Origin of the sequence: Bacillus sp. GbtcB14 (genome assembly GCF_019091205.1) — a bacterium.
Classification (GTDB): Bacteria; Bacillota; Bacilli; order Bacillales; family Bacillaceae_G; genus Bacillus_A; species Bacillus_A cereus_AG.
This window is the reverse complement of the sequence record NZ_JAGXJT010000010.1, coordinates 45,535-62,616: the sequence shown is the minus strand read 5'-3', so window position 1 is coordinate 62,616 and position 17,082 is coordinate 45,535. Positions and strand designations below refer to the sequence as shown.

Below are 17,082 nucleotides of genomic sequence, written 5' to 3'. Positions count from 1 at the left end.
CTTTGCTATTGAAAAAACTTCTCAGTATGTAGGGGGTACATAATGAAATTCACGCAAAAAAAATCGTTTATATTATTTGTATTTTTACTAGCCTTTTCATTACTTTTAAGTGCTTGTGGAAAATCAAATACGAAAGAGGAAACAAAAGAAGATACGAAAAAAGAAATGATTACAGTTGAACATGCAATGGGTAAAACAGAAGTTCCTGCTAATCCAAAACGTGTAGTTATTTTAACAAATGAAGGAACTGAAGCTTTACTTGAACTAGGTGTGAAACCAGTTGGGGCTGTAAAATCTTGGACTGGTGATCCATGGTATCCACATATTAAAGATAAAATGAAAGATGTAAAAGTTGTTGGTGATGAAGGACAAGTGAACGTGGAAACAATCGCTTCTTTAAAACCAGACTTAATTATCGGTAACAAAATGCGTCATGAAAAAGTGTATGAGCAACTAACAGCGATTGCACCTACTGTGTTCTCTGAGACGCTACGCGGTGAATGGAAAGATAACTTCAAATTTTATGCAAAAGCATTAAATAAAGAAAAAGAAGGTCAAAAAGTTGTAGCTAATTACGAATCACGTATAAAAGATTTAAAAGGCAAACTTGGCGATAAAGTAAATCAAGAAATCTCTATGGTTCGCTTCATGCCTGGTGATGTTCGCATTTATCATGGCGATACATTCTCTGGTGTCATTTTAAAAGAACTTGGATTTAAACGTCCTGGTGATCAAAATAAAGATGACTTTGCAGAACGTAACGTTTCTAAAGAACGTATTTCAGCAATGGATGGCGATGTATTATTCTACTTCACATTCGATAAAGGAAACGAGAAAAAAGGCTCTGAATTAGAAAAAGAATATATCAATGATCCTCTATTTAGAAATTTAAATGCAGTAAAAAATGGTAAAGCATACAAAGTTGACGACGTTATTTGGAATACAGCTGGTGGTGTAATGGCCGCTAACCTACTATTAGATGATATCGAAAAACGCTTTGTTAAATAATATTTTTCTAACCAGCTCCCCTTCTATGGAGCTGGTTATTTTTCGATTCACTTAAATGTCACATTATTTCATTTTGTATTTTTATTCCCAATATGTTATATTATAAAAGTAAATAGAATATATTTTCTCTATATCAGAATAGATATTTTAATCTAAATTTTCTGATTAATCACTATTTTATTTTCTTTTAGAATTCAATTATTACATTTGAAAACGCTTATCATCTCGTTTTCAGGGCAAAATACAGTAACGGTTGAAGAAAAATAGAACTTTTTCAGAATTTTTCTTTCTATTTCCATATAATTCTATTGACTTCTAAATATTTTGTGAATTAAAATAATTACATAAATATCCGTTATACAGGATTAGGGGGAAACAAACATGGATGCAGCTTTAAAATTAGACAAAGCTGGAGAGCAACAATCACCAAAAAAACATCCACCAGGATTATATTTGTTGTTCTTTACAGAGGCATGGGAAAGATTTAGTTATTACGGAATGCGTGGCTTATTAGTTCTTTATTTAACAACGAGCTTAGTAAGCGGCGGTTTAGGATTTGATAAAGCAGTTGCAGTACAAATTTACGGTATTTTCACAATGCTTGTATATTTCACACCTATTATTGGTGGCTGGTTAACTGACCATTTCATTACGAAGCGACACGCCATTACTATTGGTGGTATCATCATGGCAATTGGTAACTTTGTACTATTTTCAATGAACACAAAAACTGGACTATTTTTAGGATTAGGATTATTAGTTATTGGTAACGGATTCTTCAAACCAAATATTTCGACTTTATTAGGTCAATTATATAGCGAAAACGATTCTCGTCGTGATAGTGCCTTCACTATCTTCTACATGGGAATTAACTTAGGAGCTCTTATCGCTCCATTCATTTGCGGTTACTTCGCAGATTATAGATACGGTTTCTTAACAGCTTGTATCGGTATGATTATTGGACAGCTTGCCTTTAATTTCTTAGCACCTCGTTACTTAGGGTCTATTGGAACAACTGTTGTCGGTAAACAATCTAAAGAAAAAAATGCAAAAGCAATTGAGAAAAAACCTTTAACAACACAAGAGAAAAAACGTACTACTGCAATTTTAATTTTAACTTGTTTCGTTGTATTCTTCTGGGCAGGATTTGAACAAGCTGGTAGTTCTTTAACACTTTACACGGATAAATTCGTGGATCGTACAATTGGTGGATTTACAATTCCAACACCTTGGTTCCAATCTGTAAACCCACTATTCATTATCTTGCTAGCATTACCGGTTTCTGCATTATGGATTAAACTTTCTAAAACGAAAAATGGTGACTTGAAAATCCCAACGAAAATGGCATTTGGTATGATCTTGCTAGGGATTGGATATTTAGTTCTAACTTTAGCTGTATTAAAAACTGGTAGCGATGAAGGTAATATTACAATGAAAGCAAACTTACTATTCATTGTATTCACTTACATGTTCCATACAATCGGTGAATTATTCTTATCACCAATCGGATTATCTATGGTAAGTGCAATCGCTCCTGTTAAATTAGCATCATTATTAATGGGTGTATGGTTAGCTGGTACTGGCTTCGCAAACTTATTAGCAGGACAATTAGCTGCTTTCACTCAATCTTTAGGATATTTAGAAGTATTCGCAAGCATCGGTGTTATCGTAATCGTGCTAGGATTAGTACTTCTTATGTTCTCTAAGAAAATTGCACATATGATGGAATAATAAATAGAAAAGACGCTTCTAATTTTAGAAGCGTCTTTTCTATTACTTCTCCTCTAAAGCCGTCACGTTCACGTGAACGCTTTCTCCAGGATTAGATACATCATACACTTGAACAACTCCACTCTGCTCGTCACAGCTCTCAATCCATACTGGTACGCCCTCATATGTAACGTCAATTCTACTTGAAGAAGATAAGATTTGTTTCACACGTTTTACATCCATACTATTATTCCTCCCTTTACTTACTGTCCTCCCTCCTATCTTTTCTTTTCCCTTTAGAATATATTCCTTATAGCAACATGTAAATTGATAGCCTTTTCTTCCTTACATGCTAATATTTCCTCCCATATCACCTTTCTGACAAATAAAAAAAGACGTATATCCCACACGTCTTTTTCCATAATATTCAAATTTTAAGAAAATAATGTTTTTACAACTTCACTTACTTTATCATTATGAATTTGATAATACACTTCTAGTCCTCGTCTTTCAAAGCGCACTACTTTGTTTTGTTTTAATTTCGTTAAATGTTGCGAAACCGTTGATTGCGGAATTTCTAACACTTCCTGTAATTGTGTTACATTACAAGTTCCTCGTTGCATTAGTTCCATTACTAGACGTAAACGTAACGGATGCGCTAGCGCTCTTAACATTTGTACATCTTCTTCTGAAATACGACATTCGAATTGATTTTGGCTCATAAAGTTCCCCTCATTTTCGTTTTTATTTTCTTTTTATTTATTTATATATCTGTTCTTATATTTCCTGTTACGACATAACTTTATCAACCTATAAAGCCGAAAAATTTTTCCATCTTTATCAGCAAAGAACTCAGGAATAAATCCTTGCTGATTTTGAATATTATACTATATGATATAACGAAAAAGCAAAACAACGGGCTGCAAATACTTTGCTTGCAAACGTTGTTTTATCAAGCTTTTTGTTATATTTTCACCTCATTGAAACGTGCGGTAATAATATCGTAAAATATCATCTATAATTGATAACCTTTCGTAAAGTAGTTGGAGTATATTTAACCTCTTTGTTACACTAAAAGGAATTTTCAGTAAAAAGAGCTAATGTAATATTAAAAATTGACTTATTGTTTTTTCGTACTGCAATTACCTGAACTGTTATTCAAAACTTCCTATTAAAGAAAATAAAACTTTTATCAGTGAGCATCTTACTTTTCCTCCACCGGTTATTAGCCCATACTAATTGGGATTTTGCGTGATAACTCTCCCTTACTACTAGATCCAATGGTACAAAGGCTTCATCAGAACCAATGATATACGAAGAAATAAAAGAATATGCAAATAACTTATTACAGCGCACCCAGATAGGTTGGAATGCGCTTTTTGTCTACTTTATGAACAAAGCATTTCTTTTAACACTATTATGGAATAATTATACTTTTTTACGTTGACAATAGTGTTGAAGGAGAATATACTAAGCATGTAAGTTGATTGTGAATTGTTTCACAAATAATGTGAATTTCTTCACATAAAATAGATAGGAGTTGTCATCATTATGAGTACTTGGACACAAATTTATGACCCGTTAAACAACATTTGGTTATCTGCACTAATCGCAGCACTTCCAATTTTCTGCTTCATCATTTGTTTAATGGGACTGAAAATGAAAAGTTATATCGCTGGTCTTTACAGTGTGATTGTCGCTATTATTCTTGCTATATTCGTTTATAAAATGCCAGCAACTGTAGCTGTAGCATCTGCCGGATTTGGTGTTTTATCTGGATTTTATCCAATTTGTACTATCGTTATCGCAGCAATTTTCCTTTATAAATTAACTGTTAAAACAGAGCAATTCAATGTCATTCGTGATAGTATTTCAAGCATTACAAATGACCAACGTTTACAAGTATTATTAATCGCTTATTCTTTCGGTGCTTTCTTAGAAGGCGCAGCTGGGCTAGGGGTTCCAGTTGCTATTACAGCTGCATTACTTGTAGGTATGGGCTTTAATCCATTAAAAGCAGCAGGTATTTGTTTGGTAGCGAACATCGCTGGTGGTGCTATGGGTGCTATGGGTATCCCAGTTACAGTACCAGCACAATTAACTGAGCTAGACGCATTAACTATCGGTCGTCAAACTGTTCTTATTTTACCATTCATTAGTATTGTTTTACCTTTCCTACTTGTTTCAATGGTCGATGGAATTAAAGGTATTAAAGAAACTTGGCAAGGTATTCTTGTAAGTGGGGTTTCTTTCGCCATTACTCAGTTCCTTGTAACTTACTTCTTAGGTGCAGAACTTACTAATATTTTCGCAGCCGTTGTAAGTATGGTCTCTCTTGCATTATTCTTACGTGTTTGGCAGCCAAAATCTTCTACTAAAGAAGAAAAACAAGAAGAAAAAGAAGCTCATACATTCAATCAAATTCTATATGCTTGGTCTCCATTCGTATTCTTAACTGCATTCGTAACAATCTTTAATTTAAAACCAATTAAAGCTTTATTTGCTCCGGATGGCGCACTAGCAAACTTAGTATTTAACATTCAGTTCCCTGGTCTTCATAATGCCGTTATGAAAACTACACCAATTACAAAAGCTGATACACCTTTCGCAGCTGTTTTCAAATTTGATGTATTCTCATCTACAACTACTGCAATCGTATTAGCAATTATCGTTTCACTTATCGTATACCGCGTAAAAGGGAAAATGGTTAAAGAATTAATGGTTGAAACAATAAAAGAACTAAAAGCTCCAGTATATACAATCTGTAGCGTTATCGCTTTAGCTTACGTAGAGAACTACTCTGGTATGTCATCTACACTTGGACTTGCATTCTCTTCTACTGGTAATGCATTCCCTGTTCTTTCTCCGATCTTAGGATGGATTGGCGTATTCATTACAGGATCAGTAGTATCAAGTGGTTCATTATTTGCACCGCTTCAAGCAGTAACTGCAGATCAATTAAACATCGTTCCTTCTACTCTTGTTGCATTAAACGTAGTAGGTGGTACAATGGCAAAAATGGTTTCACCACAATCTGTAGCAGTTGCTTGTGCCGCAGTTGGACTAGTTGGTAAAGAATCTGTCCTATTTAAAACAGCAATGAAATACAGTTTAATCTTCTTAGCTATCATTAGCTTACTTCAATTAAACGCTGTATTTAATATCTTTTAAAAAAAACACCGATCCAAATGGATCGGTGTTTTTTTACATTACATCTTCTTATTCTTTAATAAAGAAGCTCCAGCAATTTCAGGATGCGTCATTTCGAATGGATCTAAAATAATATCCAATTCTTCTTCTGTCAGTACACCATGTTCTAAACATAGCTCCCTAACAGATTTTCCTGTTTCAATTGCTTCACGTGCAATACGAGATGCTGCTTCATAACCAATATGAGGGTTAACTGCTGTAATAATTCCAACACTTTTCTCTACATATTGCTTCAGCAATTCTTCATTTGCTGTAATTCCTTTAATACAATATTCACGGAATACACGGAATCCGTTATTCATAATACTGATAGACTGAATTAAATTAAATACGAGTACAGGCTCCATTACATTTAACTCTAATTGTCCTGCTTCTGATGCTAAGCAAATTGTATGATCATTACCAATTACTTGGAAAGCAACTTGATTAATTACTTCTGCCATAACAGGGTTTACTTTACCTGGCATAATAGATGAACCTGGTTGACGAGCTGGCAATTGAATTTCAGCTAATCCAACACGCGGTCCAGATGCCATAATACGAAGGTCATTCGCAATTTTAGACATGTTCATCATACATACTTTTAATGCCGCAGATACTTCTGTGTATGCATCTGTGTTTTGCGTTGCATCGACTAAGTGCTCTGCACCAACAAGTGGGAATCCACTAAATGTTCGCAGGTGTTTAACCACTTGTTCAATGTACATAGGATTTGCATTTAATCCTGTACCAACAGCTGTCGCCCCCATGTTCACTTCGTATAAATGTTGACGAGACTGTTTAATTCTTTTTATATCACGCGCAAGCACTCGGCTATACGCTTCAAATTCTTGTCCAAGACGAATCGGAACAGCATCTTGTAAATGTGTACGCCCCATTTTAATGACGTGATCGAACTCTTTTGCTTTTGCACGGAAAGCAGAATGAAGTTCTTCCATTGTAATAAGAAGTTCTTCTAACATCATAAGAGTTGCAATATGAATTCCTGTTGGAAACGCATCATTCGTTGATTGAGCCATGTTCACATGCGTGTTTGGGCTAATTTTTGCATACGCGCCTTTTTCATACCCCATACGCTCTAACGCTCGATTAGCGATTACTTCATTTGTATTCATATTAATAGAAGTTCCAGCACCGCCTTGGATTGGATCCACGATAAATTGATCATGGAATTTTCCATCAACAATTTCTTGTGCTGCCTCTGCAATTTCATGTCCAATGTCTTTCGCTAAATAACCAGTATCCATATTTGCAAGTGCCGCCGCTTTTTTCACAATTGCCATTGCCGTAATGAGTGACGGATGAATGCGATATCCTGTAATCGGGAAGTTTTCTACAGCACGTAATGTTTGTACCCCATAATAAGCTACACTCGGTACTTCCTTTTCACCTAAAAAATCTTTCTCTATACGTATATCCTTCGTTGCTATCATTTTCATCACCTATGCTTTTCATTCTAAATCCTTATCTAAAAATACGAGTATCATTCAGAAGAATTTTTCAGTATCCACCTTCACTATATAGCACCTTTTTTGAAAGCGCAAACATTTATTTTTCTATATATATCTTTTATAAATATTTATAGAAAATCATTCTTCTACCTTCTTTATTTCCACTCGTTTAATTTGATGCATATCCTTTTCAAGAACTTTAAAAGAAAAGCCGTATTTTTCAATGCTCTCTCCTTCAGCAACGATTTGCTTTTGTACCATAATCCAACCGCCGATCGTATCTACATCATCAGCGATTAAGTGTATACCAAATAAATCATTTACTTCACTGATAAGCACTTTTCCCTCTACGATTTTACACCCTTCACTTATATGCTCTATAGGCGGGTGTTCATCTTCATCGTATTCATCTCGGATTTCTCCAACAATTTCTTCTAAAATATCTTCTAGTGTAACGATCCCCGCTGTACCACCATATTCATCATATAATACAGCTAATGGAATTCGTTTTCTTTGCATTTGTAATAGCAAATCATGAATAGGGATATTTTCTAACACTTCAATAACTGGCCTTGTATATGGCGTAATCGAGCACTCCTCGTCTCGATTACCATCCATATAACGAATAAATAAATCCTTTACATTAACCATCCCAATAATTTCATCTTTATCTTCACCAAATACGGGATATCTCGTATACTTTTCTTGTGCGATTATTTTAATATGTGTTTCAAATGGTTCGTCCTCATATAAACCTACAACTTCTGTACGAGGTACCATAATTTCCTTTGCGACTCTATTATCGAATTCAAAAATATTATTTACATATTTAAATTCCCTTTGATTAATCTCTCCGCTCTCATAACTCTCGGATAAGATTAATCGTAATTCTTCCTCCGAATGAGCAACTTCATGTTCAGAAGCCGGATGTAATCCGAATAACCCTGTTACAAGCCTTGCAGAACCATTTAAAGCCCAAATAAACGGATACATTACTCGGTAAAAGTAAATAATTGGCTTAGATAATAATAAGCTAACTTGCTCTGCTCTTTGTATAGCGAGCGTCTTCGGAGCAAGTTCACCAATGACAACATGTAAAAATGTAATCACTGCAAAAGCAATAATAAATGAAACTGTACTTGCAATTGCAGGAGATAAATGTAGTTTTAAAAACAACGGCTCGAGTAAATGTTTTATAGTCGGCTCTCCTAACCACCCAAGCCCTAAAGCAGTAATTGTAATACCTAACTGACATGCTGATAAATACTCATCTAAATTCGAAGTTACTTTTTTAGCTGCTAATGCCCCTCGTCGTTTTTCACTAACGAGTTGATCAATACGACTGCTACGTACCTTAATAATTGCAAACTCAACAGCTACAAAAAAACCTGTTAATGCAATAAGAATGGCTACCATCAGTAATTTTATAATATCCACATATGTCCTTTAGCTTTCTTAGCTAAAGTTACACCTCCTTTAAAAAGAAGTTTCACTTTAGTTTCTTCATTTACGTAAAAGCAACCCTATATAAAATTCACCAATTTCAAACCTCATACAATTCTAAAGGTAGGCCATCAGGGTCTTGGAAAAAGACGAATTTTTTTCCGGTTATTTCATCCATACGTATCGATTCAGTCTCCACACCACATTGATTTAAATGTTTCACAGCCTCTTCTATATTTGTAACAGCAAATGCTAAATGTCTAAGACCAGCTGCTTCTGGGAAACTTGGACGTTCAGGCGGACTTGGAAATGAAAATAATTCAATTTGATACTCTTCCCCTACACATAAATCTAACTTATAAGAATCTCGTTCTTTTCTATATACTTCATTTATCGCTTTAAAACCTAATATTCTAGTATAAAAATCTTTAGATACTTCATAATTCGAACAAATAATTGCAACATGGTGCACTCTACATATATTCATACTCTCTCTATTCCTTTCTTTACCAACGATGCATATTCTCCCTTGAAATGAAAAGCATATATAGCAGAATATCTCTTTTAGGAGGCTTACTATGAAATTTATTACTTTTTTCGTGGGACTTATCGTTGTTTTCTTCCTTGCTTATATTGCTAGCAACAATAAGAAACATATTAAATTTAAACCCATTTTCATCATGCTTATTATACAGTTAATTTTAACCTATTTATTATTAAATACAGAAATCGGCCTCATACTTATTCGGGTCATTTCCAGTCTGTTTACAAAGCTACTCGAGTATGCTGCTGATGGTATAAACTTTGTATTTGGCGGTCTTGTCAATAAAGGTGAAATGTCATTCTTCCTTACTGTATTATTGCCCATTGTCTTCATTTCCGTCTTAATTGGTATACTGCAACATTTCAAAATACTACCATTTTTTATTCATTGGATCGGTTACTTCCTTAGCAAAATAAATGGTCTTGGGAAATTAGAATCTTACAACGCTATCGCATCTGCCATTGTCGGCCAATCAGAAGTTTTTATTACAGTTAAAAAACAATTAGCTCAAATTCCAAAACACCGTCTTTATACACTGTGTGCCTCTGCTATGTCAACCGTATCTATGTCTATCGTAGGTGCCTATATGACAATGATTGAGCCTAAATATGTAGTAACTGCACTCGTTCTCAATTTATTTAGTGGTTTTATTATCGTACTCATCATTAACCCATACGACGTGAAAGAGGACGAAGATATTTTAGAAATTAAAGGCGAAAAGCAGAGCTTTTTTGAAATGCTTGGAGAATACATTCTAGATGGCTTTCGCGTAGCCATCGTTGTCGGCGCTATGCTCATCGGATTCGTCGCATTAATTAGCTGCATTAATGACCTATTCCTCATTATATTCGGCATTACTTTCCAGCAATTAATCGGCTACGTATTTGCGCCTGTTGCATTCCTTATCGGTGTACCAAGTTCTGAAATTGTCACAGCTGGTAGCATTATGGCAACGAAGCTTGTAACGAATGAATTTGTAGCCATGATGGATCTTAGTAAAATTTCTAATAGCCTTTCTCCCCGTACAGTGGGTATCATTTCTGTTTTCCTCGTTTCTTTTGCCAACTTTTCTTCTATCGGCATTATTTCAGGTGCAGTAAAAGGGTTAAACGAAGAACAAGGAAACGTCGTTGCCAGATTTGGTCTTAAATTACTATATGGAGCTACTCTCGTTAGCATTTTATCTGCAATTATCGTAAGCATTATGTTGTAATTAGGTAAAATTTTATCATTTTCTTATCCCTATCTTTTGTATACAATAACGAATAGATGTCTTATAAAGTGAAACTTTAATCAGAGGGGGGATTTCCCCCTCTGATTATTAGTTGAACCAATCGGGTATTTACGGGCAGTTATCTCCCACCTAACTTCCTTGCATTCGCTGGACCTTGAGGTGGGAGTTTTACTGCCCGTTAATACGGGATAAATAATCAAGACATCTATTTTTTATACATGTACAATCGCTTTTATTTAGCGTACAATATTTTTTATGTGTTTGAATACGCTTCTAGATGTATACACTTTGATAGTTTTAAAGGAGAAAAATGATGAAATCCGATATGAACAAAGATAACCGAGCCAAAAAAGGACGCTCAAAGAAAAAACGCCTACTTTGGTTCCTTCTTATTCCATTACTGATTATAGCACTTGGAGCAGGAGGCTATTCCTTCCATATATACAGTAAAGCGAAGTCTGTGTTAAGTAATGCCTACTCTGAACTGGGCCGCGGGGATAAATCCAGCAAACGTGAAAAAGCCGTGAAACCTATGACTGACAACATTTCTGTACTTATTATGGGTGTTGATGAAAGTGAGATTAGGGACAAGAATTACGGAAAAGCAACTCGCACAGATGCGCTATTACTTGCAACAATTAATAAAAATGATAAATCAGTTAAACTTGTCAGTATTCCACGTGACTCACGTGTCTACATTAAATCACGTGATAAATACGATAAAATTACACATGCACACGTATTTGGTGGTGTGGATAGCACGATTGATACCGTAGAGAACTTTTTAGATGTTCCAGTTGATTATTATGTAAAATTCAACTTTAAATCATTTATCAAAATTGTCGATTCTCTTGGTGGCATTACTGTCGATGTTCCAGTTGAATTCACAGAACAAAATAGTAAAGACGAAGCAGATGCTATTCATCTGAAAAAAGGACGTCAACATTTAAATGGAGAAGAGGCATTAGCACTAGCTAGAACTCGTCATATCGATAGTGATTATATGCGCGGTCAACGACAACAGCTTGTTTTAGAAGCTATTGCTGAAAAAGCACTATCTCTTAATTCCATTAATAAAATTGGTGGTCTACTCGACGCTGTCGATAAAGACTTAAAAACAAATTTAACTTTTGATGATATGATGACAATTGCCAAAAATTCAATGGATTCCAATTTAAAAATGGACAAAATGCAAGTAGAAGGAACTGATAAATATATAGGTGGTATTTATTATTACGTTCCAAATGAAAAAAGCGTCAATAATATTTCGACAACACTACAAGAACATCTCGGTGTTACGAATAAAAATGAACATAAAAAATTATAATAAAAAGGCTGCTAGATTTTTCTAGACAGCCTTTTTATTATAACTTTCAACATATTTCTCGTACATATTGTGACAAAAAGAGACAATTATTACAACAGTGTAACATTTTTTATAAAAACATTACACACATAGTGGAAATAATAGTATACTAGTACGTACATAATGTTATTTTCATCATTTTTATACAAAAAATGTAATACATATATTTATACAAAAATTTCTGGGGGGAAATAAATGAAGCTAAGTAAAATACTGATTGGTTCTGCAATTACTGGAGGCATATTACTTTGTGTAGGCGGTGTTGGTGGATATCAATATGTATCCAAACTAAATAATCAATTAGATACTACTGCATTACCAAATACTACATTTGAAGGTATTTCTCTCGATGGAAAAAATAAAAAAGATATTCAAGAAATTATTAATCAAAAGGTAACTGAATTAGATCAAAAATCTCTTACCTACATATTCCAAAATGATAAACAAACTTACACATGGAAAGATTTAGGGATAAATTATAAAGAAAAAGATATTATCGACAAAATCTTTAAAGAACAAGAAGGAAATGCAATAAATCGTTACCAAATGCGGAAGCAGGCCGAAAATGGTGAATTAAAACGTGACTATAAATTAACAGCTCAATTAAATACAACTGCTTATGAAACCTTTATGAAGGATAAATATAATGACACATTAAAAAATCCTGTTAATGCCGAATTAAGTGTTGAAGGCTCTACAGTAAATATTAGCCAAAGTCAAAATGGAGAAAAAATTGATAAAGGAAAGTTAACTGATTTAACGAAACAGGCCATTACTTCTGGCTCATCGGACGTTACATTACCAGTTACACTATTAAAACCTGAGCGTTCTACAGAAGATATACAGAAAATGGGGATTAAAGAAGTAATTGCTGAATATTCAACTCCTATGGCTGGTCGTAATGGAAATCAATCCTATAACGTAAATAAGTCAGCTAATACTTTAAGTGGAGTTATTGTCGCACCTGATGAAACGTTTAGTTTTAATGGCCGCGTTGGTGTAACGGATGCTGCACATGGTTATAAATCCGCAGCAGTATTTTCAGAAGGTAAAGTTATACAAAGTGCAGGCGGAGGCGTTTGCCAAGTTAGTAGTACTTTATATAGCGCCGCTTTAAGGGCAGATTTAGGAATTGTTTCTCGAAGCAATCATTCTATGCCCGTAAATTATTTACCACTTGGGCAAGATGCAGCAGTGGCAGATTATGGTCCGGATTTAAAATTTAAAAACAATACAGGCAATCATATTTATATTCAAGCATTTTCAAATGGAGGTAGTATTACTACTCGTATTTTCGGCACAAATACTGGTAAAAATGTTGAAGTTTCTTCTCAAGTAATTAGCAGGACTAATGATAAAATAACAGCAGTTACATATAAAAAAGTAACACAAAACGGTGAAGTACTATCTAATGGACAAATTTCAAAAAGCGTATATAAAAGCGCTCCAACACAATAAGGTACTATCAAACCAACAAAAAAAGGCGTGATCTGCTCACGCCTTTTTCTTTTGCAAGAATAATAAAAAGGTTGCAAGATGGTCTTTCGTTTCTTCTAACGACCACACACGATTTCCTTGCCTCGCAGCTAATACGCACGCCTCTTCCCAAGTATTCTTTTTCTTCATATATAATAATTCATCGCGTAATTTCGAAACAATTTCTTCATCTTCTTGCTCTATAAACTCTTCCATCACGCCTACTATTTCATCCTCATGGATACTTAACGTACAATACGATTTGAAAAAATATTGTAATGTCTTATACATATTTACTCCCCCTTCTTATTTATCAGATGGATAAGAAGTAATGATCTTATATCCTAAATCTCCTGACTTATCTCTCGCTAAAACAGTAACAGTTTTTACTAATTTGTCTTTTACATTCATATTTTTCTTTATTACCGTTTTCCCAACAGGGAATGAATGAGTTGTATTTAATACGAGACGAGCCTCTTTAGAATTTTTTAACCAATCTTGAATTTCCTTATCATGCTGCTTCAAACTATCTTTTACAGCTTTCGTCGCTGTTTCCTTATCATAGTATGTGCTTGCTGCTGATACTTTATCTGTCTTCAAACGATTCTTCAAATCCTCTTCTGATTTGCCTACATGTCTTTCAATCGTATGACCATTTTTAGGTGGCCCTTCCATTTCATCTAAAATATTATCACTAATTTTTTCTACTGATGTCGATTGATTCCCTGTTTGTTTCTCTGTTTTTTGTTCTTTTCCTGCACATCCACTTAAGATCAGCATTAATGCCAATAAACTACCCACGAAAAGACTACTTATTCGTTTCATCATATCACCTCTTTCATGATTATTATCGTAACTTCACTAAAAGTCAATTTCACAACGAAAAAACATACTTATTTTTAAATTTCCTAATCTATTTCGCCATATTACCACCCTGGTTTCATCAAAGCACTATTTTTGCCCCATCCATAAATATACCCCTATGTTTTTATAATTATTTCCCGAGTTAAACCGCCCATTAAAAACCCAATAAAACCCTTTAAAATAAGGATTTTATTGGGTTTTTTCAAACAACTAAAAAATACCCCTATTTTTATATACCTAATACCTATATAAGGTATATAAAAGGTGTTTTATCAACATTTTCTACATTATGTAAATTTGTACTTGCCTACACAATAGAAATATGGTGTAATGCAAAAAAAGATAAAGGATTTTAAACAATGGCTGAAACAATTCAAAACTTCTTAACAGACTATTATTCAATCGCAATTCCACTTAGTATCTTAATCAACATCGTCATTAGTCTTTTAGGTGTTATCCCTAGTATTTTTTTGACCGCTATTAACATACAGCTCTTTGGTGTAACAAACGGAACCATTATTTCGATCGCAGGTGAAGCATTAGGGGCTATTATCTCGTTTTATATTTATCGTATAGGCCTTCAGAAATTCACTCACAACAAAGTAAATAAGTATCCAAAGGTAGAACGCCTACTTTACGTACAAGGCAAAGAGGCCTTTCTACTCGTCCTATCGTTTCGTCTCATTCCTTTCATTCCGTCCAGTATCGTGACTTTATTTGCCGCTCTAGGGAAAATGTCATTACTCTCCTTCAGTATTGCCAGCACAATAGGTAAAATACCGGCCTTATTGATTGAAGTATATTCGGCATACCAAGTTATGAACGGAACAAATGAAGCGAAGTGGATTATAACCATCGCGGGTGCTATTGGATTGTTTTATTTGTGGAAAAAATGGAGAAAAAAATAAAGAAGGAGCATAGGCTCCTTCTTTATTTTTGAGGTATTTTATTAATAGCTATCTCTTAAAGCCTTAGTTTATACCAACAGCACTAAATGATTGCTTAACTGCTGCTACTTCCGCAGAAGTCGCACCATATAAATCAGCTGCAGCTTGCACTGCACCAGCACGAGCTTGGCTAAATGTAGTAGATTGCGTGAAATATTGTGTGTTTGCACGGTAATAAATTGCTCCTAATTTATCTTTTCCAATACCAGTTACAGTTACACCAAAATGCGTGCCACCATTCGCTAATAAATAAGCTTGTTTATTAATGATACCGCTATTTGTATGAACACCACCGTTATCACTTGAACCAGTGTAACGCTTAGAATAATGGTCTGGATCACCATATTTCGTTGGATCACTCATAGAGCGAAGCGCATCTCCTGGTTTACCAGGCGTGTAAATATCTTCACCAATCTCCCAATCTGGATTACGGTTATCATAGAACTCTACTAACGTACCAAAGATATCAGAAATCGCTTCATTTAATGCTCCTGATTCATTTTGATAAATTAAATTCGAGCTATTTTCCGTAACCGCATGCGTTAATTCGTGACCAATTACATCAATACCACCAGATAATGAAGTAAATGTTACACCATCACCATCACCATATACCATTTGTGAGCCGTTCCAGAACGCATTATTATACTTACTTCCATAATGCACAGTTGATTTTAATGGTGCTCCTGCATCATTAATAGAGTTTCTATTAAATGTATCTTTATAATAATCATATGTTCTACCTGCATAGTAATGAGCGTCTACTGCCGCTGCATCATACGCTGCATTGAAAACATTATCTGCATCTGCCCATAATGTTCCTGGTAATGTTGAACGGTTTTTCGCATCATATGTGAAAATCGTTGCTCCGCGTGTATTATCTTGTAAGTAGTAAGATGATCCAGATAATGTTGTATTAAGCGACTTCGTATCTCCTAATACGCCTTTACCAGTTCCTACTTTATTTGTTCCTGTTACAGGCTTTATAACCGCTTTTGCATCCTGCTTAGGAGCATCTTGTTTAACTGGAGACTTATCATCATTTGTCACGTGATCGATTGTATTAAACTTATTTAATACTTTACCGCTTTCTGCCTCAATGAAATAGTAGTAATTTCCTGGACTCGGATCTAAGAAGTTTAAATTCACAACATATGCGTATGTTGTATCTTCACCGTTTTGATATACATATAAGTCCGCTTTTGGTTCCACTTCATATTTCGGTGTTACACCTAAATCTTGCTGCGCAATTTCAATTGCCTTTGCGCCTTCAATCTTATTTTTATTTTTCAGCTTGTCCTTTTTGTCTAAATCAGCCGCAACTGTTCCAGACAATACTTTTAAAGAGCCATCTTTACTCACATGGGCTACTTGAGTAGAACCCCATACAGGTACTCCTTCATAAACTTGTTGCAAACGTACTACTGTTGAATCAGTTACAGCATCTTTTTTCACTTGTTTCACTTTGAAAGAATCTTGCGCACTCTTTTCCCCTAGCTTGTAATCACCTTTTGCTGCATTTAAGTAATCAAACACAACAGATTCTGCTTTCTTACCAGTTGCTCCAGTTAAATCACCAGAAATAAACTCCGGTGACTGCACCGTCTCATTGTACTTCTTCGTAGAGAGCACATTTTTAGAATCCGCAAATGCAGAGCCTGTCCCTCCAAACGTTGTAACTGCCATTCCTGTCGCTAACACTAATGCTAAACTTTTCTTTTTCATGAACCTTCCCCCTAATAAAAATTTTTTTTGAAAAAGAGTAGTTTCATATTAGCATTATGTTTTCACTATTAATATACTAAAAATTCAAATAATTATTTTCTCAA

The 17,082-nt window shown here is 34.6% G+C and carries 15 protein-coding genes; 7 read left to right on the top strand and 8 right to left on the bottom strand.

All coding sequences use genetic code 11. The features are described 5' to 3' along the window. Positions 1-42 precede the first annotated feature (42 nt). Positions 43-1,008, top strand: coding sequence for an ABC transporter substrate-binding protein (locus KVT31_RS23665; protein ID WP_088095117.1), 966 nt, complete (start codon positions 43-45; stop codon positions 1,006-1,008). 381 nt (positions 1,009-1,389) lie between these two features. Then, a complete protein-coding gene (locus KVT31_RS23660; RefSeq protein WP_088095116.1) occupies positions 1,390-2,739 on the top strand; it encodes a peptide MFS transporter in 1,350 nt (449 codons plus the stop codon). Between the two features lie 42 nt (positions 2,740-2,781). Here KVT31_RS23660 and KVT31_RS23655 read toward each other — a convergent pair whose 3' ends face one another. After that, a complete protein-coding gene (locus KVT31_RS23655) occupies positions 2,782-2,961 on the bottom strand; it encodes an acid-soluble spore protein H (protein WP_088095115.1) in 180 nt (59 codons plus the stop codon). Positions 2,962-3,152: 191 nt separating this feature from the next. Then, the gene (locus KVT31_RS23650) at positions 3,153-3,440 is read right to left on the bottom strand and encodes an ArsR/SmtB family transcription factor (RefSeq protein WP_000081429.1); all 288 of its coding nucleotides are present in this window, start codon (positions 3,438-3,440) and stop codon (positions 3,153-3,155) included. 829 nt (positions 3,441-4,269) lie between these two features. On the opposite strand from KVT31_RS23650, the gene KVT31_RS23645 reads away from it, so the two are divergent. After that, positions 4,270-5,889: an L-lactate permease gene (locus KVT31_RS23645; protein ID WP_088095114.1), complete on the top strand. Its 1,620-nt coding sequence runs from the start codon at positions 4,270-4,272 to the stop codon at positions 5,887-5,889. Positions 5,890-5,927: 38 nt separating this feature from the next. Here KVT31_RS23645 and aspA read toward each other — a convergent pair whose 3' ends face one another. From aspA to gloA2, 3 genes are all read right to left on the bottom strand, one after another. After that, a complete protein-coding gene (aspA, locus tag KVT31_RS23640; protein WP_088095113.1) occupies positions 5,928-7,361 on the bottom strand; it encodes an aspartate ammonia-lyase in 1,434 nt (477 codons plus the stop codon). A gap of 156 nt (positions 7,362-7,517) precedes the next feature. Beyond that, entirely contained in the window at positions 7,518-8,816 is a 1,299-nt protein-coding gene (locus tag KVT31_RS23635) for a hemolysin family protein (protein WP_088095112.1), read from the bottom strand. A 106-nt stretch (positions 8,817-8,922) separates the two neighbouring features. Further along, positions 8,923-9,309: an SMU1112c/YaeR family gloxylase I-like metalloprotein gene (gloA2, locus tag KVT31_RS23630; RefSeq protein WP_088095111.1), complete on the bottom strand. Its 387-nt coding sequence runs from the start codon at positions 9,307-9,309 to the stop codon at positions 8,923-8,925. 91 nt (positions 9,310-9,400) lie between these two features. On the opposite strand from gloA2, the gene KVT31_RS23625 reads away from it, so the two are divergent. The 3 genes from KVT31_RS23625 (at position 9,401) to KVT31_RS23615 (ending at position 13,424) form a co-directional block, all read left to right on the top strand. Further along, the gene (locus KVT31_RS23625; RefSeq protein ID WP_088095110.1) at positions 9,401-10,579 is read left to right on the top strand and encodes a NupC/NupG family nucleoside CNT transporter; all 1,179 of its coding nucleotides are present in this window, start codon (positions 9,401-9,403) and stop codon (positions 10,577-10,579) included. Between the two features lie 331 nt (positions 10,580-10,910). Then, positions 10,911-11,927: an LCP family protein gene (locus tag KVT31_RS23620; protein WP_283162008.1), complete on the top strand. Its 1,017-nt coding sequence runs from the start codon at positions 10,911-10,913 to the stop codon at positions 11,925-11,927. A 234-nt stretch (positions 11,928-12,161) separates the two neighbouring features. Next, positions 12,162-13,424, top strand: a complete 1,263-nt coding sequence (locus tag KVT31_RS23615; RefSeq protein WP_088095108.1) for a VanW family protein — start codon at positions 12,162-12,164, stop codon at positions 13,422-13,424. 36 nt (positions 13,425-13,460) lie between these two features. On the opposite strand, the gene KVT31_RS23610 is transcribed toward KVT31_RS23615, so the two are convergent. Next, complete coding sequence (locus KVT31_RS23610; RefSeq protein ID WP_088095107.1) at positions 13,461-13,733, bottom strand: hypothetical protein; 273 nt, start codon at positions 13,731-13,733, stop codon at positions 13,461-13,463. A gap of 15 nt (positions 13,734-13,748) precedes the next feature. Continuing rightward, positions 13,749-14,267, bottom strand: coding sequence for an RNase A-like domain-containing lipoprotein (locus KVT31_RS23605; RefSeq protein ID WP_140392338.1), 519 nt, complete (start codon positions 14,265-14,267; stop codon positions 13,749-13,751). A gap of 398 nt (positions 14,268-14,665) precedes the next feature. Between KVT31_RS23605 and KVT31_RS23600 the strand changes: the two genes are divergently transcribed. Further along, a complete protein-coding gene (locus KVT31_RS23600) occupies positions 14,666-15,214 on the top strand; it encodes a TVP38/TMEM64 family protein (RefSeq protein WP_088095105.1) in 549 nt (182 codons plus the stop codon). Between the two features lie 63 nt (positions 15,215-15,277). Here KVT31_RS23600 and KVT31_RS23595 read toward each other — a convergent pair whose 3' ends face one another. Next, entirely contained in the window at positions 15,278-16,978 is a 1,701-nt protein-coding gene (locus KVT31_RS23595; RefSeq protein WP_088095104.1) for a M4 family metallopeptidase, read from the bottom strand. Positions 16,979-17,082: the final 104 nt, after the last annotated feature.